Genomic DNA, 22,782 nt, shown 5'->3' with positions numbered 1-22,782 from the left:
GCACTATGGGCGCACCATCCGACGCTCGAGGAAGCTCGGCACCCTGGGGTCTGCCTTCTCGACGCTGTCGAGGCGAAAGCCGTTGCGCTCATAGAAGGCGTGCGCTCGCGGGTTCTCGGCTGCGACCCAGAGAAAGGCCGCCGAATCGCCCAGCACCATGTCCAACATCGCCTGCCCGGCCCCGCAGCCGTGATGCGCGGCGAGCAGGTAGATCATGTATAGCTCGTGCGACGCGGCTGGCGGCGGTTCGGGCGAGACAGGGGCGCCCGCGGCAGCGAACCCGATGACCGTGCCCTCGCGCTCTGCCAGAACGGTGCGCAGTCCTTCAGCGGGTTCGGTGAGCATGCGCGTCCAGATTCTCCGCCGGAACTCGAGAGAGCGATCGTCGAAGAACTCCTCGGGCAACTGACCCGCATAGGTCTCGCGCCACGCATCGACGTGGACTCGCGCGAGCGCTTCGATGTCGGCCTCCCGCGGAGCGCGCAGCACGAACAAGGCGGGCGTCATGGTGCTGCGTAGCGACTGCGCCCGATGAAGAACCAGATGAGCGGGCCGAAGAACTGCGCGAAGAGCACGAGCGCGCACCAGCCGATGAGCTCGAGGCCCGACATGGCGTTCGACCGGCGGAAGATCGAGACGAGCGAGGCGATCCAGAGCACTGCGAGTGCCACGACAATCGGAATGGAGATCAGACCGATGCCCATGCTCGCGAGATCCATGGAGCCAGTCTTTCAGACCGTCGAGGCGAAGCGGCGCAGGAGGGCGGGCAGCTCGGCGGGCTCGAACGGCTCTCCCGCGGCCTCGAGTTCGTCGGCCGTGAACCACCGGTGCGCCGTCACGTCGACGTGCTCCTCCGCCGTCCAGTTCGTCGACGCCGGCGTGAAGCGCTCGCACCGCACCACGTAATACTCGGCATGGCCGCGATCGTGATCGGCCTCGTCCCACGCGACGTCGAAGTCGAGGCTCCAGACCGGCTCGCCGACCGCGTCGACGACGAGCCCCGTCTCCTCGAACAGCTCGCGCACGGCGGCCCGCGCGTGGTCCTCCCCCGGGTCCACTCCCCCGCCGGGCGTGATCCAGCGCGAGAAGCGGCTCGAGTCCGGCGCGGCCGTGAAGAACAGCAGGGCGGCGCCGTCGGCGTCGATGAGCAGAATTCGGGATGTCCGGCGCAGGCCCGCCGCCGCCACTACTGCTCCGCTGCGGTGAAGAAGCTGACGTCGCCGACGAGCTTCGTGTTGTCCTCCGGTACGGGCTCGACCGCCGCGAGCGCGACCTCGGCGGCGAACTCGCTGACGTTGTAGAGGCGGCCAGCGGCCTCCTTGCGCGCGTCGATCGCGCCGGGGGCCGCCCGCTCGAGCAGGGTCGCCGTGATGGTGCCCTCGATCATGTCGCCCGAGACGACCGTGAACCCGATGCCGCGGTCGGCGAGCGTGCCGATGTGCTCCCGCAGAGCATCCTCTCCCGCACGCTTGGAGAGGGCGACGGCCTCGTACTCCGGCATCGTCGGCGTCGTGCGGATGAAGTGAGCCTGGTGGCTCGTCACGAAGACGACGCGCGAGCCCTCCCCCAGGAGCGGGAGCGCTGCGGTGAGCACGTTCACTTGCGCATCGCGGTTGAGGCGTAGCGCGTAGTCCTCGCCCATGCCCGACTCCATGCCGCCGGAGGCGTTGAGCACGAGGATCTCGAGGGTGCCGAAGCGGGAGCGGATCGTCTCCATCATCGACTCGACCGACGCGGGGTCGGTGAGGTCGGCACCGATCGCGATCGCCTCGGTGCCCGCTGCTTCGAGCTCGGCGACGAGCTTGTCGGCGCGCGGCGCCTTCGAGCGGTAGTTGATGACGACATTCGCGCCGGCGGCCGCGAAGTAGCGTGCCGTGTCGGCGCCGATGCCGCGCGAGGAGCCGGTGACAAGGGTGGTCGTGCCGGCGAGCTGGCCGGGCTGCAGAGGGCTGTTCACGGTTCTCGACCCTACCGGCTCGTGGCACCCGATCAACGGTCACCTCCCGGTGATAGCGTGAGCCGCACGCCGGGGAGGAGGGCATCGTGATCGATCTGACGCAGTATCTCTGGATCATCTGGCTCGTCTTCGTGATCATCTGCGTCATCATCGAGGTCGTCACACTCGAGTTCACCTTCCTCATGATCGCGGCGGGTTCGCTCCTGGGGGGCCTCGGCCTCAACCTCATCGGTGCCGAGTGGTGGGTGCAGGTGGGGGCGGCCGCGATCCTCTCCGCGCTGCTCCTCTTCACCATCAGACCCCTGCTGCTGCAAACGCTGCGCAAGGGCTCGGATCCGGCCAAGAGCAATGTCGATGCGCTCTACGGGATGCGTGCTCGCGTGCTGCTCCCCGTGACCGACACCGGCGGCCAGGTCAAGCTCGCCAACGGCGAGACCTGGACGGCGCGCCTCGCCGCCGACCTGACCGACCACCTCAGTCTCGGGGAAGGCGACCGCGTCGTCGTCACCCGTGTCGATGGAGCGACCGTGGAGGTCGCTCCGGAAGAAAGGAATGACCCCTCGTGATCGCTCCCTCGGAGTTCCTCGGGCAGATCTTCGTGATCGCTCTCCTCGTCGTCCTCGGCATCTTCGTCGTGGTCGTCCTCATTCGCGCCATCCGCATCGTGCCGCAGGCCTACGCGGGCGTCGTGGAGCGCCTCGGCCGCTACCACAAGACGCTCCAGCCGGGCCTCAACCTCCTCGTGCCGTTCATTGACCGCATGCGGCCTCTCGTCGACATGCGCGAGCAGGTCGTCTCCTTCCCCCCGCAGCCGGTCATCACCGAGGACAACCTCGTGGTCTCGATCGACACCGTCATCTACTTCCAGGTGACGGATGCTCGTGCCGCGACCTACGAGATCGCGAACTACCTCGCCGGAGTCGAGCAGTTGACCGTCACGACACTGCGCAACGTCGTGGGTGGCCTCAACCTCGAGGAGGCGCTCACGAGCCGCGACAACATCAACGGCCAGCTGCGCGTCGTGCTCGACGAAGCGACGGGCAAATGGGGCCTGCGCGTCAACCGCGTCGAGCTCAAGGCCATCGATCCGCCCGTGAGCATCCAGGACTCGATGGAGAAGCAGATGCGCGCCGAGCGCGACCGCCGCGCAGTCATCCTCACCGCGGAGGGCACCAAGCAGTCGCAGATCCTCGAGGCGGAGGGCGCGCGGCAGTCGGCGATCCTCAATGCGGAAGGTGACGCCAAGGCGCAGGTTCTGCGTGCGGAGGCGGAGGCGGAGGCGATCAAGATCGTCTTCGGCGCCATCCACGCCGGCAACCCGGACAGCAAGCTGCTCGCCTACGAGTACCTGCAGACGCTGCCGAAGCTCGCCGAGGGCGACTCGAACAAGATGTGGATCATCCCGAGCGAGCTCACCGAGGCGCTCAAGGGCATCGGTCAGGGCTTCTTCGGCCCCGGCGGCACTCCGCCCAAGGCCTGAGCGGTGTCGCCGGACGACCACTACTTCTCCCCCGACGGCCCCCGCGTGCTCGCGCACCGGGGGCTCGCGGTGGAGGCGCCGGAGAACACCCTGCTCGCCTTCGCGCACGCGCTGGCCCTCGGTGTGGAGTACCTCGAGACCGACGTGCACGCGAGCGCGGACGGGGTTGCGATGGTCGCGCACGACCCCGACCTGTCGCGCGTGATAGGTCGGCCCGAGAAGGTCAGCGATCTGACCGTCGCAGAGCTGGCAGCGCTCGACCTCGGCGAGGGGCAGCACATGCCCACCCTCGCCGAAGCCCTCGATGCCTTTCCCGACGCGCGCGTCAACATCGACCTCAAGGACGCCGCGGCGGTGCCCTCGGCTGTGGAGTCGATCACCTCGCTGCGGGCAGAGAAGCGCGTGCTGCTCACCTCGTTCAGCGAGCGGCGTCGGCGCGCGGCGATCGCCCGGCTGCCCGGTGTCGCCACGAGCGCGTCGGGGCCCCTCTTCGCGGGCGCGCTGCTCGCCGCCTCCGTACGCGGCGGACCCGCGGTGCGGCGCCTCCTGCGCGGCATCCAGGCGGTGCAGATTCCCGAGCGCGCGCTCGGCATGAACACGGTCACCCCTGGTCGGCTGCGCCAGTACCACGCAGCCGGCGTCGAGGTGCACGTGTGGACGATCAACGACGTCGACTCCATGCACCGCCTCCTCGACCTCGGGGTCGACGGCATCGTGACCGATCGTGCGGACCTCGCGATGGATGTGGTTCGCTCACGTCCGTAAGCGCTGGCAAGTCTCTGGGAAAGCCCCTGTTCACTGGGCGTGCACCCCCTCAGGGGTCTATACCTATACATGGATTTCCCGTTGACTGATGGAGGTGCGCGATGGCAGATCGAACCCTGCGAGGCATGCGACTCGGCTCCCAGAGCATGCAGACGGAGGAAGGCGTGGAATTCGCGTCTCGTCAGCGCGTGCAGTTCCGTACCGCCGACGGCGAGACCTTCGACGTGATCTTCGCCTCCGATGCCGAGCTGCCCGACCGCTGGCAGTCCCCGAAGTCGGGCAAGGAAGGCGTGCAGCTCTCCCCCGACGGCACCCCGGTCGACCTCGTCGAGAGCGAGATCAAGGCCGCCCGCACGCACTGGGACATGCTGCTCGAGCGTCGCACGCGCGACGAGCTCGAAGAGCTTCTCGAAGATCGACTCGCTCTGCTGCGCGAGCGTCGCGGAGGCGCGGCGCGCAAGGGCGCTTAGGCGTCGGCGAGGGGTGACCGGCCGAGACGCGTCGCGACACCCCAGACGGTGACCCGCCAGAGGGCCTCGGCGACGATTCCCGGACCCATTTTGGATCGACCGCTCACGCGCTCCACGAACTGGATCGGCAGCTCGCGCACGCGCCCGCCGGCTCGCTCGACGCGCCACGCGAGCTCTACCTGGAAGCAGTAGCCCTGGGAGGAGACCACGGCGCGGTCCAGGCCGTCGAGAGCGCTCAGCCGGTAGACCCGGAAGCCCGCGGTGATGTCGCGGATGCCCGAACCGAGCATGGCGCGCGCGTACCGGTTGCCCGTGCGGGAGATGAACCGTCGCGACCACGGCCAGTTGACGACCGAGCCGCCCGGCACCCACCGGGAGCCGATCACGAGGTCGAGCTGCTCCGCTTCGGCCAGCGCGAGCATTCCCGGCAGCTCGAGCGGATCGTGCGAGCCGTCGGCGTCGATCTCGACGACGTACCGGTAGCCGCCCTCGCGCGCCCGTGCGAACCCGGCCAGGTACGCCGAGCCGAGCCCGCTCTTGGCCGAGCGATGCAGCACCACGATGCGGCTGTCGACGGCGGCCAGCTCGTCCGCGATCGCCCCCGTGCCGTCAGGTGAGGCGTCGTCGACGACGAGCACATCGGCGTCGGGCACGGCGTCGCGCACGCGGCCGACGAGGCTGCGGATGCTCGCGGCCTCGTTGTACGTCGGCACGACGACGAGGGTGCCCCTCATGCGGGCTCCCGTCGTGCGCTGACGCCGGCGATCGCGATGCTCGCGAGCGTGAGCAGGATCGCGAACCACTCGATCGTGCGTCCGAGCGCGTGCGCCGGCGTGATGGTGTCGCTCAGCGGCACCTCGGCGACCATCGTGCCCTTCTCGAACAGCGGCAGGGCGTCGATGGTCGAGCCGTCGGGAGCCACGATCGCGCTCGCTCCGACGGTCGATGCGTTGACGAGGCTGCGGCCCTGCTCGATGGCGCGCAAGCGCGCGATGCCGAGCTGCTGCACGCTCTGGTCGGTGCGCCCGAAGTCGGCGTTGTTGGTCGGCGCGAGCAGCACCTGGGCGCCCTCGTCGACCATGCGCTGCACGAGATCGTCGTCCACGATGTCGAAGCAGATCGCGATGCCCGCCATCACTCCGTCGATGTCGAACACGGTGTCTCTCTGGCCGAAGGCATAGTCGCGCGGCACGAGGTCGAACAGGTCGGGCGCGAGCGGGTAGAAGAACTCGCGCGCCGGCAGATACTCGGCGAAGGGCACGGGCCGCACCTTGTCGTACTGATCGAGAGCGCCCTCGCCGTCGCGCCACAGCAGCGCGCTGTTGAACGTCTCGTCACCGTCGACCGTGATCGTGCCGACGACGACGGGAGCGTCGAGGCGATCGCTCACCTGGTCGAGCACCGCGGCAGAGAGCTCGCTGCGCAGGGGGTCGAGGTCGGAGGCGTTCTCGGGCCAGACGACCATGTCGAGATCGAGCCCGGTATCGAAGAGCGGCACGGTCGCGTCGTAGTGGTCCTGCAGGATGTCGCCGGGCTCGCGCCCGGCGAACAGCCCCGCATCGGAGTTGCCCTGCACCGCGGCGACGGTCGTCGTGCCCGTGACGGCCACGGGGAACGCGGGCCACACGAGGGCGGTCGCCGTGACACCGACGACGAGGATGCTGCGCCGCAGCACCCCCTCGCGCGACTCGATCGCCACGACGACGAGCAGCGCCGCGAGCGTGGCGAGCAGCCAGGTGAGGCCGGAGAAGCCGATCCACGCGGCCCAGTGCCCGAGCGGACCCTCGGCCTGACTGTGCGCGAGACGGCCCCACGCGAAGCCGCCGAACGGGAACGTGCTCGAGACGGCCTCCCGGAGCGTCCAGGCCCCCGCCACGATGACCGGGGTCAGCAGGAGGCGCCCGGCCGTGCCCGGCCAGGCTCGCGGAACCCAGCGCCAGGCCAGGGTGATGATGACAGCGCCGAGCGAGGTGAAGAACACCTGCGCGAGGGTGAGGGCGAGCCACGGCACGACGCCGAGGTAGATCGTGAGCCACTCGATGAGGGTGCCGTAGAAGGCGAAGCCGCTCACCGCGCCGACGAGGAGCGCCCCGCCGACGCTGCGACCGCGCAGGCTCGCGAGCACGAGCGCGACCCCGACGATCGTGAGCGGCCAGGCCGCGCCGTCGGGGAACCCGAGGTCGGTCATCCAGCCACCCAGCGCGCCCATCGCGAGGGCGAGCGGCAGCCGGGGCGCGGCGGGGAGCGACCACGACGAAGCGCGCGGAGCGGGAGCGTTCGTGCCGTGAGTCATCAGGCGACCGAGCTGTAGGCGACGATGCCGCGGCGGATCGCGTCGAGGGCCGACCGCGCGGTGCGCCCGACGGCGCCGTCGGCGACGATCGAGATCTGGTCGAGCAGGTCGATGGTCTGCTTGGTCCAGCGCACGAAGTCGCCCGCGGCCATGTCGGCGTCGCGCAGCACGACGTCGAGGCTCGCGCCCTGCGCCCAGCGCTGCATCGGGAGGGCGAGGGTCGTGGCGAGCGGGATCGACCCGGGCAGCCGGTGGTCGCGCTCGAGGTCGTCGAGTCGCGCCCACAGCTCCTGGGTGCGCTCGAGAGCGGGGCGGAAGGCGCCCCGCGGCAGGTTGTACTCGGGTGCCTGGCCGTCATCCCGACGGGCCTCGAAGATGATTGCACTCGCCATCGCGGCGAGGGAGGCGGGGTCGAGATCCTTCCAGTGCCCGCGACGCAGGCACTCGGCGACGAGCAGGTCGCGCTCCCCGTAGATGCGGCGCAGCGAGCGGCCATGGACGGTGAGGGCAGTGCGCCCGTGCTCGTCCTTCGTGAGGTAGCCGAGCTTCTCGAGCACGACCGTGACGCGGTCGAAGACCGCGGCGACGGCACCCGTGCGGCCCGAGATCTGGCGGCCGAGCTTGTCGTTCTCGCGCTTGAGCCGCCACCAGCGCTCCGCCCACCGGGAGTGCGCCTCGCGATCGGCGCAGCCATGGCAGGGGTGCGTGCGCATGCGCTTGCGCACGCCCTCCATCTGCTTCTGACGGCGTACGCGGTCTGCTTGCGAGGCGCCCTTCCCCGGGCCCGTCGAGCCCTTCTCGAGGTCGCTGAGCTCGCGTCGCAGGGCGGAGTACTCCGCGAAATCGCCGAGGTGGCACTCCATGGCCGTCGCGTAGCCCTGCAGAGACTCCTGCTGCTTGCGCACCGTGCGCGCGAGGTCGACGACGGCGCGGTCGGCCTGGAATTGCGCGAAGCTGCTCTCGAGAATGGTGCGGGCGCGGTCGCGGCCGAACTGCTCGATGAGGTTGACCGCCATGTTGTAGGTCGGCCGGAAGCTCGAGTTGAGCGGATAGGTGCGTCGCGAGGCGAGCGAGGCGACCGCCTGCGGGTCGAGGCCGCCCGTCCATTGGATGACCGCGTGACCCTCCGTGTCGATGCCGCGCCTGCCTGCCCGGCCGGTGAGCTGGGTGTACTCCCCCGGCGTGATGGGAACGCGCGCCTCGCCGTTGAACTTCTCGAGCTTCTCGAGCACGACAGTACGTGCGGGCATGTTGATGCCCAGGGCGAGCGTCTCCGTCGCGAAGACCACGCGCAGCAGCTTCTTCTGGAAGAGCTCCTCGACGACCTCCTTGAAGGCCGGCAGAAGACCGGCATGGTGGGCGGCGACGCCGCGTTGCAGCCCGTCGAGCCACTCCCAGTAGCCGAGCACCGCGAGGTCATCGTCGCGCAGCGTGCGGCAGCGCTCTTCGACGATCGCGCGGATCTCGTCGCGCTCCGCCTGGTCGGTGAGGCGAAGACCCGAGCGCACGAGCTGGCGGACGGCGGCGTCGCACCCCGCCCGACTGAAGATGAAGAAGATCGCGGGCAGCAGGTTCCTGGCTCCGAGCATCCCGGCGATCGCGGCACGATCCATGCGGCCTTCATCGCCGCCGAAGCCGCCGGAGCGCCCCGAGCGCTTCTCCCACCGCTTCGGGTGGTGGCCGCGACCGCGGTGCACCTTCGCCCCGCCGGCGCGCGCGAGCTGCACGAGTTCCGGGTTGACGCGGTTCGTGGCCGCCTGCCCCGACGAGTCGAAGAGGTCGAGCAGCTTCGACCGCACGAGCACGTGCTGCGTGAGCGGTACGGGGCGGGTCTCGCTCACGATGACGTCGGTGTCGCCGCGCACGGCCTGCAGCCAGTCACCGAACTCCTCGGCGTTGGAGACTGTCGCGCTCAGGGAGATGAGCCGCACTGCGAGCGGCAGGTGGATGATCACTTCCTCCCACACGGCCCCGCGGAACCGGTCGGCGAGGTAGTGCACCTCGTCCATGACGACGTAGGCCAGATCGGTCAGGAGCGGCGAATCGGCGTAGAGCATGTTGCGCAGCACCTCGGTCGTCATGACGACGACGCGCGCGCTCGCGTTGATGTTCGTGTCGCCCGTGAGCAGCCCTACCTCGCTCGCTCCGTACTCGGCGACGAGCTCCGTGTACTTCTGGTTGCTGAGCGCCTTCATGGGCGCCGTGTAGAAGATCTTCGCCTTCGGCTCGAACATCGCGAGGAACACGCCGAACTCGGCGACGATCGTCTTGCCCGCACCCGTGGGGGCGGCGACGAGCACGCTGCGACCTTCCTCGAGCGCCTGGCACGCGGCAAGCTGGAACGGGTCGAGGTCGATCGCCAGACCGTCGCGGAAGGCGCGCAGTCGGGGAAGCCCGCGCAGGGTGCGCGCTGCCGCGAATCGTTCGGCCGGCGTGGGTTCTGCCGCCGGCACGCCGCTACTCGGCATCGGTGGGGATGCCGTAGCTCGCGTTCATGGCCGCCTCTCGCTTGGCGAGTCGACGGTCGTGGAAGGTCGCGATCGCCGCGGCGAGGAAGTACAGGCCCACCATGGGGATCGCGAGGAGGAACATCGACAGCACGTCAGCGGCAGGAGTGGCGAGAGCCGTGAACAGCGCGATCGCGATGATCGCCCAGCGCCAGCTCTTGAGGATCGACGCCGCGGTGAGCACCCGCGCGAAGTTGAGCATGACGAGCACGACGGGCAGCACGAAGCCGATACCGATCGCGATGATGAGCTTGAGCGAGAAGTCGAGGTAGAACCGCGCCGTGAGCAGCGTCGTCGTGTCATCGGGAGCGAAGCCGGTTAGAAGGCTCACGATGTTGGGCAGGATGAGCCAGCCCGTAGCGCAGCCCGCGAGGAAGAGCGGCACGGCCGCGCCGAGGAATCCGATCGCGTAGCGCTTCTCGCGCTGATGCAGAGCGGGCACGATGAAGGCCCACAGCTGATACAGCCAGATGGGCGAGGCGATCACGACGCCGAGCGTGAGAGTGATGAGCAGTCGGGTGTCGAACGCCTCGGTCACCGTGGTGTAGCTGATCGCGGCCTCGCGGTCGGCGCGCTCGGCGAACTCGAGCACGGGTCGGCTGAGCTCGGCCCAGACGATGTCGACGAGGAACCAGCCGCCGACCGCGGCGACCAGGATCGCCGCACCGGCGCGCGTGAGTCGCTTGCGCAACTCGACGAGGTGCTGGCCGAGGGACATGCGGCCCTCGGGATTCCGGGACCGCGGCGGGCGGTCTGCCACGGCCTACTTCGAGCTGGAGGAGTCGGAACCCTCGCTGGAGCCCGTCGACTCCTGCTTCGTGGAGCTCGCCTCGCCGCTCGCGTCGGCGGGAGCATCCCCGTCCTTGTTCTTGATCTCCTTCTTGAAGATCGTCATCGACTGGCCGAGGCTGCGGGCGAGCTGGGGAAGCTTGGGCGCGGCGAAGAGGAGGATGACCACGAGAAGGAGGATGAGGCCTGTCCAGCCTCCGAGATTTGCCGGCATGTGCTCTGATCCTTTGAGCTCGAGAAGCAGTGTGCGTCGAGTCTAGACGCTTTCCTCGGCGAGAGCCGTGCGCGCCCACGCCGCGACCGCTGCGCGCGCTTCGGGCGGGGCGACGATCTCGATCGCGCCGGGAGCGCAGCTCACGAGTCGCCCGAGCACGCCGTCGTGGCTGACCATGAGGGTGAGAGTCGCGGTGCCGCTCTCGGAGTCGACGCTCAGCTCATCATCGGGGCCGCGGTAGTCGGTGACGAGCGGTAGCGCCGAGACCGGCAGGCGCAGGGTGACGCGCTGATCGTCGGGCGCCGGACGGAACAGCTGCTCGGGGTCGACGCTCACGGCCTCGTGCTCGGCGGCGGGGCCCAGCAGCTCGGCCCCCGCGATGCGGTCGAGCCGGAAGGTGCGCTCGGAGTCGCGCAGGAGGCACCACCCCCGCAGGTACCAGACGTCGTCGAGCCCGTCGAGGCGGATCGGATCGACCTCGCGCGACTGCCGCTCCCCGCGCGTGGACACGTAGTCGAGCCGCACGCGGAGCTGATCGTGGAGGGCTCGCGTGAGCAGCGCGCGCAGGTCATCGGGCGCGGACGGGGCGACGGCGACGGGCGCGACGGACTCGGAGGCGCCCCTGCCCAGCAGCTCCATGAGCTCGACGGCGTCGGTGCGTGCCGCGAAGCTCGGGCTCGCCGCCAGCACCTGCAGGCCGGCGAGGAGCGCAGCAGCCTCCCGAGACGAGAGGCGCGGAATCTCGTCGACGGGTGCGCGGATGATCGTGATGAGGTCGCGCTCTTCGTAGGCCGTCCAGTCGATGTCGAAGAGGTCGGCGTGCGAGTATGCGCCGTCGTCGCCCGGCAGGCCGCTCGTCGTGATGAGCGCGACCGCGTCGCGCACGCGCTGCGGCGACACGCCGAAGTGCGTGGCGGCCTCATCGACGCTCACGCGCACCTGGTCGATGAGGTACGGCACGAGAGCGAGGAGGAAGGTGAGCTTGTCGCCCGCCTTCGGGGCGGGAGCGCGCTTAGCCATGACGCTCCATGATCGCGTGCCAGCGCGCGTCTACCGCATCGTGCAACGACGCCGGATCGACGACCACGACGTCGGCGCCGAAAGCGGTGAGCTCGTCGGCGAGGATGTCGAGGTCGGTCGTATGAATCTCGAGCCCGCCGTCTACCGTGCGCGTCTCCGCGCGGTTGCGCAGCACGACGTCGGCCTCGCTGCCGGGGCGGGGCCGCACGACCGCGACCGTGCTCTGCCAGATCTCGCGCAGCTCGGCGAGGGCTCGAGCCGGTTCGTCGGGCGCAGGGCGGTGTGTGGCGCTGCCCGCGACCGCGACCTGGCCGACGATGCGGCGCAGCAGGAACGTGCGCGGAGCATCCGCGGCATCATCGTGGGCCTGCAGGTGCCAGCGGCCCTCGTGATGCACGAGGGCGAGCGGCGAGACGCGGCGCAGCTCCGGTGACGTGCGACCCGGCTTGAGGTACCGGAAGGTGACCTGCTGGCCGCGGTCGATCGCGAGAGTGAGCGGCTCGTGCGCGGAGTCCCGGGTGCGGATCGTCGGCGCCATGCCGATGATGGCGTCGTCGAGCGCGAGCCCGAGCGAGCGCAGCTTCGTCAGCGCTCGACGCGAGTCCTGCGAGAGGGAGCCCTCGCGCCAGACCTGCGCGGCGAGACCGAGGAGCGCGTACTGGTCCGGCGTGAAGCGCACCTCCTCGGGCAGCTGGTAGCGGTCGGCAGGGATGCGGTACCGCTGGAACTTCGTGTCGTTCTCCGCGCCCTGCGCATCGAAGGTCTCCAGCGGCACGCCGAGGTCGCGCAGCTCCTCCTTGTCGCGCTCGAACTGCCGCTCGAGACTGCCGCGATCGCGGTCGGTCGCGTAGCGGGCCGCGTATCCCGTGACGGTGGAGAGGATCTCGTGCTTCGTGAGGCCGTGCTCGGTCGCGAGAAGCGCCAGCACGAGGCTGAAGAGGCGCTCCTCGACGGGAATCGTGCGGGCCACGAGAACTCCGGCGCTTCCGGCGGTCAGCCTTCGAGGCCGAGGATGTCGACGACGAACACCATCGTCGAGCCCTCGGGCACGCTCGCGGGCGCCTGCCCGGCGGGATAGCCCAGCTCGGGCGGAATGACGACGATGACCTGCGACCCGACCGTCTGGCCGATGAGGCCGTCGGCGAGGCCCGGCACGACGCCCGTGGGGTCGTCCTCGAAGCTCGCCGCCGTGAAGGTCGACGGCACTTCGCGCTCCCAGCTGGAGTCGAACACACGCTCCGTGTTCCACAGAACACCCGTGTAGTGGAGCACGACCGCATCGCCCTCCGCGACCTCGGCGCCCTGGCCGAGCAGGAGAGTGTGCACGACGAGGTCGGTCGGGGCGTCCTCGTTGGGGATGGTGATGCCCGGCACGCCCTCGGGCGTCGTCACGACCGCGGGAACACCCTGGCTGCCCAGCTGCGGAATACCGGTGGCCTTGCCGAGGTAGGCGGCCTCGACGTCGATGACCATGACGACGGCATCGTCGTCGGCGAGACCCAGTCCCGCGTCGAGCTGGCCCTCGCCGAAAACGTCGGCGATCGTGCCGGTCGCGGCGATGCGCGAGCCGACCGCCGCGCACTGCACGACGCTCGCGAGGATGTCGGTGTCGGCACCCGCGGTGCGCCGCACGGGCGCGGCGTCCGGGTCGTAGGAGGTCTGCGTGATGAGCTCGCCATCGGCGCCGTTGAAGAGGCTCACCTGGAAGTCGACGACCTGGCCGGGGCCCGCGATCGCGCCCCCCTCGTCGCCGCTCTCGATGACCGCCTGCTGCGCGCTCTCGGCCCGCAGCGGAGTGGGGAAGGTCACCTCGGGAGGCGTGCCGATGGCGCCCGAGGCCTGCACGTAGGAAGCGGGCTCGCCGGAGGGGACGAGCGGCGTGCAGGACTCCGCATCGACCGGCGTGGAGCACGCGGCGAGCGAGCCGACCAGTGCGGTGGTCAGGATGAGCGCGGGTGCCAGGGAGCGCACGGAACCTCTTTCGATCGGGCGAGCAGCGTCGCAGGTCACTCTATCGGCTGGCGTCGCGCCGACCGCTCGGCGAGGGACTGCGCCTCACGGGCGGCCTTCCGCAGCTTCTTGTCGCTCGCGGTACGGTCGCCGACCGCTCCCGGGGTCCACAGTTCGACGTCCTCGTCGGTGAACTCCGTCTTCGAACCGCGCTTGGCCTTGATGAAGCGCTCGGTGCCGTCGGCCAGCCGGCGCGCCGTGATGAGGAATCCCGTGTGAGCGACCATGCGGTGGTCGGGACGCACCGAGAGCCCGTCCACATGCCAGCCGCGCACCATCGTCTCGCTCGATACCGGCTCGGTGAACGATGCCGTGTTGCGGATCGCCTCGGCGACGCGCGAGAGCTGGGTCGCGGTCGCGATGTAGCACAGCACCACTCCCCCGGGCGTGAGCGCATGCGCGACCGCCTCGAGGCACTCCCACGGCGCGAGCATGTCGAGCACGACGCGGTCGACGCTGCCTGCCTCGACGCGCTCCGGCAGAGCATCCGTGAGATCACCGAGCGTGATCGACCAGTTCTCGGGCTCCGCGCCGAAGTAGGCGCTCACATTGCCGCGGGCGATCTGCGCGAACTCCTCGCGACGCTCGAACGACAGCAGCTCGCCATGGTCGCCGATCGCGCGCAGCAGCCACATCGAGAGAGCGCCGGAGCCGACCCCCGCCTCGACGATGCGGGCGCCGGGGAAGATGTCGGCGTGCCCGAGGATCTGCGCGGCATCCTTCGGATAGATAATCGCGGCGCCGCGCGGCATCGACATCACGAAGTCGGTGAGTAGCGGGCGCAGCGCGAGGTAGGAGATGCCGCTCGAGTTCTCGATGACGCTGCCATCGGGCAGGCCGATGAGGTCGTCGTGCGCGACCGTGCCGCGGTGGCTGTGGAACACCTGGCCGGGGATGAGCGTGATCGTGTTGAGGCGGCCCTTTGGGTCGGTGAGCTGCACCTGGTCACCCTCGACGAAGGGGCCGCTCTGGCGACGCAGCGTCACGACTCGACTCCCGTCGCCCGGTGCTGATGCCGCGCGAGCGCGGCGGAGAGGTCGTCGACGCTGCGGCCGGCGAGGCTCGGCCACAGCTCGTGCGTGGGGCCCTCGTGGAGCGTCAAGTGCAATGGGATGCCGATCGTCGCGGCCCCGGAGGAGACGGCCGAGACGAGGCCGAACTGCGAATCCTCGAGCGCGACGCAGTCGGCGATGTCGACGCCGAGCAGCTCGGCGGCGCGCAGGTACGGCTCGGGGTGCGGCTTGGGGTTCGCCACGTCGTCGCCCGCGACGACGATGTCGAACACGTCGTCGCCGATCGCCGCAGCCACCTGGAGCGCCATCCGCCGGATCGACATGGTCACGAGCGCGATCGGGATGCCCGCGTCGCGCAGGTGCTCGATGAGCTCGCGGGCCCCGGGGCGCCAGGGCACCTCCTTCTCGATCTGCGCCAGGACGCGGTCGGTGAGCGCGTCGATGATCGACTCGACGGGAAGATCGACGCCGGCCTGCTGCAGGATGCGCGCGGACTGCACGAGCCCGGAGCCGACGAGCTGCATGCCGTCCGCCTCGGTCCAGACGCCGCCGTGGGAGGTCACGAGGTCGACCTCGGCGCGCATCCAATACGGCTCGGTGTCGACGATCGTGCCGTCCATGTCCCAGAGCACGGCGGAGGGGCGGATCGGAGTGGTCACGACGGGCAAGTCTAGTTGCGTTCTATCCTGGGGCGACGCCCCGGTGAGGTTCGGGGATCCGGCGACGAGAGTGAGCGAGTGACGACGAGCGATCTGTTCCGCGGCGGCCGACTGCTGGTCGTCGCCTTCGAGGGCTGGAACGATGCGGGCGAGGCGGCGAGCGGGGCCGTGCGCTCGCTCAAGGACGTGCTCGATGTCGTGCCCATCGCCGACATCGACCCCGAGGACTACTACGACTTCCAGCTCAACCGCCCCATGATCGAGCTCGACGAGGAGGGCAATCGGCGCCTGCAGTGGCCGAGCGTGACGCTCTTCGGGCCCGTGGGCGATGACGGGATGCCGCGCGAGCGTCCCAGCACCGACTCGCCTCTCGACGTGAGCGGCGACAATCACGAGAACATCTACCTGCTGCTGGGCACCGAGCCCTCCCGCGGGTGGAAGACCTTCGCGACGGAGACGATCGACCAAGCGCTCGCCGTCGACATCACGGGCATCATCCTGCTCGGCGCGCTGCTTGCCGACGTGCCGCACACTCGACCGATCGCTGTGCACGCCTCGAGCGAGAACCCCGACGTGCGCGACGAGCTCGGCCTCGAGCGCTCGACCTACGAGGGGCCGGTCGGCATCCTGAGCGTCATCGCGTCGGCGGCCGAGGAGGCGGGCATCCCCACCGTGTCGCTGTGGGCCTCGGTGCCGCACTACGTGCACAACGCGCCCTCCCCCAAGGCGACCCTCGCTCTTCTCGACCGGCTCGAGGAGCTCGTCGACGTCGTCATCCCGCGCGGCGACCTGCTCGACGAGTCCCGCGCGTGGGAGGAGGGCATCGACACTCTCGCGGGCGAGGACGACGAGATGACCGCCTACATCTCGCAGCTCGAGACGGCACGAGACGCCGTCGAGGCTCCCGAGGCGAGCGGCGAGGCGATCGCGCAGGAGTTCGAGCGCTACCTGCGGCGCCGCCGCGACGACCCGCCGGCCGGCGGAGTCGCGGGCGAGAACCCCGTCTAGGAGACCGCTGAACAATTCGGGGGTTTAAGGCGCGCCTGCGGACTGGTCCGGGCTGCGGGTTAAGACTTGGTTCATGCAGGGTAGTGACGATGGTCAGCGTCAACTGTTGGATGTTCAGTCCTGGGCGGGTCATTTGCTCCCGCGGGGGTCGGTGTTCGCGTTCCTGGCCGCTCACCGGAGGCAACTGTTCCCGGATGACGCGTTCGCGGATCTGTTCCCGTCCGGGCGGGGTCGTCCCTCGATCCCGGCGGATGTGATCGCGTCGGTGTTGGTGTTGCAGACGATTCATAACCTCTCCGATCGGGAGACTGCGGAGGCGGTCACGTTTGATCTGCGCTGGAAAGCGGCCTGTGGGTTCGCGGTGGCCCAGACAGCGTTCCACCCGTCGGTGTTGACGTATTGGCGGCGCCGTCTGGCTGGCAGTGAGCGGCCGCATCGCATCTTCGATGCCGTGGCCGAGGTCATCGCTCAGTCGGGGGCGTTGACCGGTCGACGGCGACGGGCGATCGATTCCACGATCCTCGACGATGCGGTTGCCCGGCAGGACACGGTGACCCAGCTGATCGCGCAGATCCGCCGAGTCGGGCGGGAGGTCCCCGCAACGGCGGAGCTCATCGCGGGCCTGCCCGGGCATGACTACTCCACGCCTGGGAAGCCGGACATTGCCTGGGATGACCCGGCCGCCCGCGATCTGCTCGTCTCAGCGTTGGTGAACGACGCGTTGACGCTGCTGGCGGAGCTCGACGGTGTCGAACTGAGCGAGAAGCAGCAGGAAACGGTGGCGTTGCTGGCACTGGTCGCAGGGCAGGACGTTGAGCCGGCGGAGGATTCCGATGGCACCGATGGGCGGTGGCGGATCGCCCGGAAGGTCGCCCCGGAGCGGATGATCTCAACCGTTGATCCGGACACCCGGCATGCGCACAAGTCGCGGGAGAAGAAGCAGGACGGCTTCAAAGCCCACGTTGTGATCGAGCCGGACACCGGTCTGGTCACCGCTGCCGCCCTCACGAAGGCGTCCGGGGCGGCGAACAGCGACGCGGCCCGCGGGGCGGAGCTGCTCACCGCCGATACCAGCATCGGCGAGGAACCGGTCGACGTGCTGGCCGATTCGGCCTACGGCAGCGGTGAGCTGCTCGACCAGATCGGAACCGCCGGTCACACCGCGATTATCAAGCCGATGCCGCTGGCCCGGGCGGTTCCTGACGGGTTCACCATCGATGACTTCACCGTCGATGACACCGCGGGAACGATGACCTGCCCGGCCGGAGTCACCCGACCGATCGCCGCCAAGGGAACAGTGACCTTCGGCAGCGTCTGCTCCTCCTGTCCGTTGAAGCTTCGATGCACCACGGCGGCGCGAGGACGGAAGATGACCGTGACTGCGCATGACCGGATCAAACGCGAACACCGGGCCCGAGCCGCGGATCCTGGCTTCCAAGCCGATTACCGGCAACACCGGCCAATGGTCGAACGCTCAATCGCGTGGCTCACCCGCGACGCCAGACGCGTGCCGTTCCGTGGCGTCGCGAAGAACAACGCCTGGTGGGTCACCCGCGCCGCCGGAATCAACCTCAAACGACTTCTCAACCTCGGCCTCACCTTCCACAACGGGAACTGGGCGCTCGGATAGAGCCAGCCAGTGCGCCCAATCACGGTCGCAGCTCGGCGGAACCCCCGCCAACAGTGCCGCAACGCCGCCTTCCGGGCAGACAACTATTGGCACGGCAGACCAAGAACCGAGCCACCGACGCCCGCCCAGAGAACCGACACGGCCCAGCCGACCACGGTCAAGACCCCTTGTTCAGCAGTCTCCTAGGCGACCTCACCGCCCGCGCGGCTGCCGAGCCGCGTCTCCACAACTCAGGAGTCGCGCGCTCGCCGCCTGCGCGACACGCCGGTCGAGCATCCTGAGGCCCTATGTGAAGCTGGCATCTCCTGAATTGTGGAGACGGGCACGGGATGCTCGGGGGCGCGCTCGCGGAGTCGGCAGTCGGGCCGCCGCGGTTGGCGAGCTCCCGGTCAGAGCGGGTCGATGACTCCCGTGGCGAGCAGCACGAGCAGCGTGCCGCCGAGCAGCAGCCGGTAGATGACGAAGGGCAGGAACGAGCGCTTCGAGATGTAGGCCATCAGGCCGGCGATGACCGCGAGCCCCACGCCGAAGGCGACGACCGTGGCCGCCGCGATCTCGACGTAGCTGAACGGGCTCGAGCCCGGCTCGCGGATCGCCGTGAGCAGCTCGTAGAAGCCGCTGCCGAAGACCGCGGGCACCGCGAGAAGGAAGGCGTAGCGCGCGGCCGCGGGTCGCGTGTAGCCGAGGGCGAGCCCCATCGAGGTCGTCGCGCCCGAGCGCGAGACGCCCGGGATGAGCGCGAGCGTCTGTGCGGCCCCGTAGGCGAGGCCGTGCGGGTAGGTCAGCTGCGTGAGCTCGCGGTCGCGACGGCCGAGCCAGTCGGCGATGCCGAGCAGGATGCCGAAGACGATGAGCACGATCGCGACGAGCCACAGCGAGCGGAAGGCGGAGCGGATGTACTCCTGGGCGAGGAACCCGATGATGACGATTGGGACGGTTCCGATGATGATGAGCCACCCCATGCGCACGTCTGGATCGCTCGCGGGAAGGCCGCGCCGCGTGACGTGCCGGAACCACGCGCCGATGATGCGCGTGATGTCCTTCCAGAAATAGACGAGCACGGCGGCCTCGGTGCCGATCTGGGTGATCGCGGTGAACGTGGCGCCGGGGTCGGTCGCACTCGGCAGCACCTCCCCCGCGATGCGCAGGTGGGCGCTCGAGGAGATGGGGAGAAACTCGGTGAGGCCCTGGATGAGCCCCAGGATGAGCGCTTCGAGGAGTGACACGCGGCGGCGTCCGTTCTGAGAAGGGGGTTGGTGAGCGGAGAGCGGCTCAGTAGTTCGTGAGCAGGTCGGTGAGCGCGCGGTGCCCGAAGCTCAGCGCCTCGAGCGGCACGCGTTCGTCCACCCCGTGGAACATGGCCGGAAAGTCGAGCTCGGGCGTCAAGCGCAAGGGCGCGAACCCATAGCCGGCGATCCCGAGGAGGCTGAGCGCCTTGTTGTCGGTGCCGCCGCTCATGAGGTACGGCAGCACCTCGGCCTCGGGGTCGTGGCGGTTGAGCGTGCTGACCATCGCGTCGACGAGCGGGCCGGAGAAAGGGTTCTCGAGCCCCAGATCGCGATGCATGACCTCGATCTCGATCTCGTCTCCCACGAGCTTCTGCAGCTCCGCGAGGATCGCATCCTCCTCGCCCGGCATCATGCGCAGGTCGATGAGTGCTTCGGCCCGGTCGGGAATCACATTGTGCTTGTACCCCCCGCTCAGCAGTGTGGGGTTGCTCGTCGTCCGCACCGTGGCGGTGAGGAACCCCGCCGCAGTGCCGGTGCGGAGCATGACCTCGTCGGGGCCCAGCTGTTCGACGTCGACACCGAGGATGCGACCGAGCTCGCTCAGGAGGAGCTCGGTGGTCGCCGTGAGGTGCAGAGGCCACTCGCGCCGGCCGAGGGTCACGACCGCCTCCGCGAGCTTCGTCACGGCGTTGTCGTGGATCACGCGCGAGCCGTGCGCGGCCGTGCCGCGACTGATGAGCTTGATCCACACGAGAGCCTTCTCGCCGGTCTGCAGCAGGTAGGCGCGCTTGCCCCCGATCTCGACGGAGTACCCGCCGACCTCGCTGATGGCCTCCGTCGCCCCCGCGAAGAGCTCGGGCCGGTTCTGCACGATGTGGTGGGAGCCGTACGCGCCGCCGTTCTCCTCGTCGGCGAAGAAGGCGATCGTCAGATCACGGTTCGGCTGGCCGCCCCCGCTCAGGATCTCGTCGAGCGCGGTGAGGATCATGGCATCCATGTCCTTCATGTCGACCGCCCCGCGCCCCCACAGCATGCCGTCGCGGACCTCGCCGGCGAAGGGGTCCACCGACCAGTTCGCGGGGTCGGCGGGCACGACATCGAGATGACCGTGGACGACGAGACCCGGGCGCTCGCCGCGTCGCGTATCGACGTCGTTCTCGTACCGCCCCTCGACGTGGGTGATGACGCTCGTGCGCCCCGTCGCGGAGTCGATGTACTCCGTCTGCAGCCCGAGGGCCTCGAGGATCGCGCCCACGTACTCGGCTGCCTCGGTCTCGCCCTTGCTGCGGCCCTCGCCGTAGTTCGTCGTGTCGAAACGAATCAGATCGCGGGCGATGCGCGCCGTGTCGTCGAGTTGCTCGAGGGCCATGTTGACCACGCTACCGGGCGTGCTGGCGAGAGCCCATTCCGTGCTAATGTCATACCTCGGTCGAGCCGCCTCGTGCGGCGCGATCACGACCAGCGCGGGTGGCGGAAATGGCAGACGCGCTAGCTTGAGGTGCTAGTGCCCGGATAGGGCGTGGGGGTTCAAGTCCCCCCTCGCGCACGGTTCACCCCGTGTGTGAACAACGAACTGGTTGAGACAGTACGACGAAGCCCCGGCGGGTCACCCGCCGGGGCTTCGTCGCATCCCGAACCGATCGCGCGTGCGGGCCACGCCGATACAGTGGCCCTGTCATGAGCATCACGCGACGCACACTGATGACCGGGGTCACCGGGCTCTCCGTTCTGGCCGTCGCGGCGTGCACTCAGGAGCCCGGGCCGAGCCCCGAACCCAGCGCACCGTCCACGGCGGGCCCACCGCGCCCGACCGGCATGGCGCGCAGTGCGTGGGCCACCGAGTCGTTCTCGCGCGGTGCGACGAGTTTTCTGCCGGTCGGTGCCGAACCGGCCGACCGGGCGCGCCTCGCCGCGCCCGTCGCCGACCGACTGTTCTTTGCCGGTGAGGCGACGTCGGTGGACGCGCCCAACAGTGTCGAGGGCGCCCGGGCGAGCGGCCTGCGGGCGGCTGGCGAGGTTCTGCGCACCGCCCTCCTCGGGGAGCGCATCGCCGTCATCGGTGCCGGTATGGCGGGTGCCGCGTGCGCTCACCGACTGAGCGAGGCGGGTCACGATGTCGTCGTGGTGGAAGCGCGCGAGCGACTCGGCGGTCGTGTGCACACCCTGACGGCACGCGACTGGCCGGTTCCGGTCGAGCTCGGCGCCCTGCGGATCGGGCGGGAGCAGCCGAGCGCCCTGCGCGACGCGCTGGACGAGCTCGAGCTGTCGGTTCTGGATGTCACGACGATCATGCGGCGGGCGGCATCGGGTGACGAGATCGACGCGGATGGGATGCGGGAGGCGGTTCTCGCGCGCGCTCGAGAGGTCGCCAGCGAGGTGGAGTTCGACATCCCGCTCTCGACCGCGCTCGCCCGACTGGCACCCCTCGGGACCGACTCTGCGGAGAACGCGCTCAGCGAGACGGAGGCGGCTGCAGCCGCGACGGCGGAGCTGGTCGGGGCGCGCTTCGGGGCGCTCGCGCGCCAGATCTCGGTCGACCCCGGCCTCGACGAGGTGCCCGGTGGCTGGGAGGCCCTCGTCTCGGGCGGGCTCGAGAGCTTCATCAAGAGCCTCCTCGAGGGGGTGGACGTGCTGCGGGCGAGCGCCGTGGCAGCCGTGCTCTACGACGAGGACGGGGCCGCCCTGCGCCTCGGCTCCGGTGAGTCGCTGGCCGTCGACCGTGTCGTCGTGACGGTGCCGCTCGGCGTGCTGCAGGACGACGGCATCACCTTCGAGCCCGCACTGCCGCTCGCGCACCGCGAGGCGATCGCCTCGCTCGGGGTGGGGTCGCTCGACACGCTAATCCTCCGATTCGACGAGGCGACGTGGGCTGAGACGGCGCACGTGTGGCTCACCGACCCGACGCAGGAGGCACTCGTGACCGAGTGGATCAACCTCGACGCGCTCGTCAGCGCGCCCGTGCTCGTCGGGATCGTCGGTCCGCAGAGCGTCGCTCGACTCGCGGCGCTCAGTGACGACGAGGTTGTGGACCGAGCGATGACCGAGCTCGCGCCGTTCTTCGGCGCTCCCTGAGAATCTGCATCACGCGCGCGTCGACGACGCGATCCTCCACCGCGGGAGCGAGCAGGAGCATCGTGGCGACACCCGCGAAGAGCGCGAGCGCGGCGGCGCCGTAGCCGACGATCTCCCCCGGCCCCGACACCTGTGCGGGATCCATGAAGAAGTACGGGTACCAGCCCACGATGCTCCCGCGCACGAGCGTGACCGTTCCCCAGCCGAGCGGATACCCGACGACGATCGCGAGCGTGCGCCACGGCGCACGCCGGCTACCAGGCCCGACGAGCCAGTCGACGAGCAGGAAGGCCGGCAGCCAGTAGTGCAGGATCCGGTCGCTCCACGGCACCTCGATGAGGTAGCCGCGACTCGCCGACTGCGTCACGAGGATCGTGAACACGATGCCCGCGACGATGAGGAACGTCGCGATCGAGACGCGCATCCCCGGCAGCCAGGACGGCTCACCGCGAGCGCGCAGGGCGACGACACCGCCGATCACGTTCGCGACGACGGCGACCATGTTGCTCTGCACCGTCAGATAGCCGAAGAAGTTGAGCGAGGCGAAGCTGCTGAACCCCAGGCCGTAGACGAAGCGGCTCGAGAGCGCGACGATACCGGCGACGGCCGCTGCGAGGCGCAGCACGCCGAAGATTCGCCATCGTGTCACTCGGTCGCGCCCCTTCC

General features: G+C 69.7%; 24 protein-coding genes and 1 tRNA gene. 8 read left to right on the top strand and 17 right to left on the bottom strand.

Annotated features, from left to right (window positions below; all coding sequences use genetic code 11):
• Positions 1-3: 3 nt before the first annotated feature.
• From HUJ41_RS06770 to HUJ41_RS06755, 4 genes are read right to left on the bottom strand one after another with little or no spacing between them, the layout of a single operon-like run.
• Positions 4-507 carry a GNAT family N-acetyltransferase gene (locus HUJ41_RS06770; protein ID WP_179871919.1) on the bottom strand — a complete coding sequence of 168 codons (504 nt, stop codon included), beginning with the start codon at positions 505-507 and terminating at the stop codon, positions 4-6.
• Positions 504-719, bottom strand: coding sequence for a PLDc N-terminal domain-containing protein (locus tag HUJ41_RS06765; RefSeq protein WP_179871918.1), 216 nt, complete (start codon positions 717-719; stop codon positions 504-506). Before HUJ41_RS06765 ends, HUJ41_RS06770 begins: the two co-directional genes overlap by 4 nt.
• 12 nt (positions 720-731) lie before the next feature.
• Positions 732-1,187 (bottom strand): NUDIX hydrolase, encoded by a 456-nt coding sequence (locus HUJ41_RS06760; protein WP_179871917.1) that lies wholly within the window; start codon positions 1,185-1,187, stop codon positions 732-734.
• Positions 1,187-1,957, bottom strand: coding sequence for an SDR family oxidoreductase (locus tag HUJ41_RS06755; protein ID WP_179871916.1), 771 nt, complete (start codon positions 1,955-1,957; stop codon positions 1,187-1,189). Before HUJ41_RS06755 ends, HUJ41_RS06760 begins: the two co-directional genes overlap by 1 nt.
• Before the next feature lie 86 nt (positions 1,958-2,043).
• Between HUJ41_RS06755 and HUJ41_RS06750 the strand changes: the two genes are divergently transcribed.
• The 4 genes from HUJ41_RS06750 to HUJ41_RS06735 all read left to right on the top strand — a co-directional run bounded on the left by HUJ41_RS06750 (position 2,044) and on the right by HUJ41_RS06735 (position 4,672).
• Positions 2,044-2,523 (top strand): NfeD family protein, encoded by a 480-nt coding sequence (locus tag HUJ41_RS06750; RefSeq protein WP_246299178.1) that lies wholly within the window; start codon positions 2,044-2,046, stop codon positions 2,521-2,523.
• Positions 2,520-3,437, top strand: a complete 918-nt coding sequence (locus tag HUJ41_RS06745; protein WP_152582782.1) for an SPFH domain-containing protein — start codon at positions 2,520-2,522, stop codon at positions 3,435-3,437. The genes HUJ41_RS06750 and HUJ41_RS06745 overlap by 4 nt, the downstream gene beginning before the upstream one ends.
• 3 nt (positions 3,438-3,440) lie before the next feature.
• Positions 3,441-4,202 carry a glycerophosphodiester phosphodiesterase family protein gene (locus HUJ41_RS06740; protein WP_179871915.1) on the top strand — a complete coding sequence of 254 codons (762 nt, stop codon included), beginning with the start codon at positions 3,441-3,443 and terminating at the stop codon, positions 4,200-4,202.
• Between the two features lie 101 nt (positions 4,203-4,303).
• Complete coding sequence (locus tag HUJ41_RS06735) at positions 4,304-4,672, top strand: RNA polymerase-binding protein RbpA (RefSeq protein ID WP_179871914.1); 369 nt, start codon at positions 4,304-4,306, stop codon at positions 4,670-4,672.
• On the opposite strand, the gene HUJ41_RS06730 is transcribed toward HUJ41_RS06735, so the two are convergent.
• The 10 genes from HUJ41_RS06730 to HUJ41_RS06685 are packed head-to-tail and all read right to left on the bottom strand — an operon-like array spanning position 4,669 to position 15,177.
• Positions 4,669-5,406 carry a polyprenol monophosphomannose synthase gene (locus HUJ41_RS06730; RefSeq protein WP_179871913.1) on the bottom strand — a complete coding sequence of 246 codons (738 nt, stop codon included), beginning with the start codon at positions 5,404-5,406 and terminating at the stop codon, positions 4,669-4,671. The genes HUJ41_RS06735 and HUJ41_RS06730 overlap by 4 nt on opposite strands.
• On the bottom strand, positions 5,403-6,965 hold the full coding sequence (gene lnt / locus HUJ41_RS06725; RefSeq protein WP_179871912.1) for an apolipoprotein N-acyltransferase: 1,563 nt from the start codon (positions 6,963-6,965) through the stop codon (positions 5,403-5,405). Before lnt ends, HUJ41_RS06730 begins: the two co-directional genes overlap by 4 nt.
• Positions 6,965-9,433, bottom strand: coding sequence for a DEAD/DEAH box helicase (locus HUJ41_RS06720; RefSeq protein ID WP_179871911.1), 2,469 nt, complete (start codon positions 9,431-9,433; stop codon positions 6,965-6,967). Before HUJ41_RS06720 ends, lnt begins: the two co-directional genes overlap by 1 nt.
• Positions 9,423-10,232, bottom strand: a complete 810-nt coding sequence (gene tatC, locus HUJ41_RS06715; RefSeq protein WP_348531827.1) for a twin-arginine translocase subunit TatC — start codon at positions 10,230-10,232, stop codon at positions 9,423-9,425. The genes HUJ41_RS06720 and tatC overlap by 11 nt, the downstream gene beginning before the upstream one ends.
• A 3-nt stretch (positions 10,233-10,235) precedes the next feature.
• Positions 10,236-10,475 carry a twin-arginine translocase TatA/TatE family subunit gene (locus tag HUJ41_RS12860; protein ID WP_179871910.1) on the bottom strand — a complete coding sequence of 80 codons (240 nt, stop codon included), beginning with the start codon at positions 10,473-10,475 and terminating at the stop codon, positions 10,236-10,238.
• A gap of 42 nt (positions 10,476-10,517) precedes the next feature.
• A complete protein-coding gene (locus HUJ41_RS06705) occupies positions 10,518-11,495 on the bottom strand; it encodes a helix-turn-helix transcriptional regulator (protein WP_179871909.1) in 978 nt (325 codons plus the stop codon).
• Positions 11,488-12,465, bottom strand: a complete 978-nt coding sequence (locus HUJ41_RS06700) for a helix-turn-helix transcriptional regulator (RefSeq protein ID WP_246299175.1) — start codon at positions 12,463-12,465, stop codon at positions 11,488-11,490. Before HUJ41_RS06700 ends, HUJ41_RS06705 begins: the two co-directional genes overlap by 8 nt.
• Before the next feature lie 23 nt (positions 12,466-12,488).
• Complete coding sequence (locus tag HUJ41_RS06695; protein WP_179871908.1) at positions 12,489-13,466, bottom strand: FKBP-type peptidyl-prolyl cis-trans isomerase; 978 nt, start codon at positions 13,464-13,466, stop codon at positions 12,489-12,491.
• 35 nt (positions 13,467-13,501) lie between these two features.
• Positions 13,502-14,491: a tRNA (adenine-N1)-methyltransferase gene (locus HUJ41_RS06690; protein WP_179871907.1), complete on the bottom strand. Its 990-nt coding sequence runs from the start codon at positions 14,489-14,491 to the stop codon at positions 13,502-13,504.
• Complete coding sequence (locus HUJ41_RS06685; RefSeq protein ID WP_246299173.1) at positions 14,488-15,177, bottom strand: HAD family hydrolase; 690 nt, start codon at positions 15,175-15,177, stop codon at positions 14,488-14,490. Before HUJ41_RS06685 ends, HUJ41_RS06690 begins: the two co-directional genes overlap by 4 nt.
• A gap of 78 nt (positions 15,178-15,255) precedes the next feature.
• On the opposite strand from HUJ41_RS06685, the gene HUJ41_RS06680 reads away from it, so the two are divergent.
• Positions 15,256-16,185 (top strand): proteasome assembly chaperone family protein, encoded by a 930-nt coding sequence (locus HUJ41_RS06680; RefSeq protein WP_179871906.1) that lies wholly within the window; start codon positions 15,256-15,258, stop codon positions 16,183-16,185.
• Between the two features lie 73 nt (positions 16,186-16,258).
• Positions 16,259-17,815 carry an IS1182 family transposase gene (locus HUJ41_RS06675; protein WP_179871905.1) on the top strand — a complete coding sequence of 519 codons (1,557 nt, stop codon included), beginning with the start codon at positions 16,259-16,261 and terminating at the stop codon, positions 17,813-17,815.
• 389 nt (positions 17,816-18,204) lie between these two features.
• Here HUJ41_RS06675 and HUJ41_RS06670 read toward each other — a convergent pair whose 3' ends face one another.
• Positions 18,205-19,041: an undecaprenyl-diphosphate phosphatase gene (locus HUJ41_RS06670; protein ID WP_179871904.1), complete on the bottom strand. Its 837-nt coding sequence runs from the start codon at positions 19,039-19,041 to the stop codon at positions 18,205-18,207.
• A gap of 46 nt (positions 19,042-19,087) precedes the next feature.
• On the bottom strand, positions 19,088-20,413 hold the full coding sequence (locus tag HUJ41_RS06665; protein ID WP_179871903.1) for a M20/M25/M40 family metallo-hydrolase: 1,326 nt from the start codon (positions 20,411-20,413) through the stop codon (positions 19,088-19,090).
• 92 nt (positions 20,414-20,505) lie between these two features.
• Here HUJ41_RS06665 and HUJ41_RS06660 point away from each other — a divergent pair.
• Both HUJ41_RS06660 and HUJ41_RS06655 read left to right on the top strand, forming a co-directional pair.
• A tRNA-Leu gene (locus HUJ41_RS06660) sits at positions 20,506-20,590 on the top strand.
• 131 nt (positions 20,591-20,721) lie between these two features.
• Positions 20,722-22,116: a flavin monoamine oxidase family protein gene (locus HUJ41_RS06655; protein ID WP_179871902.1), complete on the top strand. Its 1,395-nt coding sequence runs from the start codon at positions 20,722-20,724 to the stop codon at positions 22,114-22,116.
• Here HUJ41_RS06655 and HUJ41_RS06650 read toward each other — a convergent pair.
• Complete coding sequence (locus tag HUJ41_RS06650; RefSeq protein ID WP_179871901.1) at positions 22,052-22,765, bottom strand: Pr6Pr family membrane protein; 714 nt, start codon at positions 22,763-22,765, stop codon at positions 22,052-22,054. The two genes, HUJ41_RS06655 and HUJ41_RS06650, sit on opposite strands and share 65 nt — an antisense overlap.
• Between the last annotated feature and the right edge of the window lie 17 nt (positions 22,766-22,782).

It is taken from the genome of Microcella indica (assembly GCF_013414345.1).
Taxonomy (GTDB): domain Bacteria; phylum Actinomycetota; class Actinomycetes; order Actinomycetales; family Microbacteriaceae; genus Microcella; species Microcella indica.
Note: the sequence above shows the minus strand (reverse complement) of the source record. Positions and strands in the feature narration are given on the sequence as shown.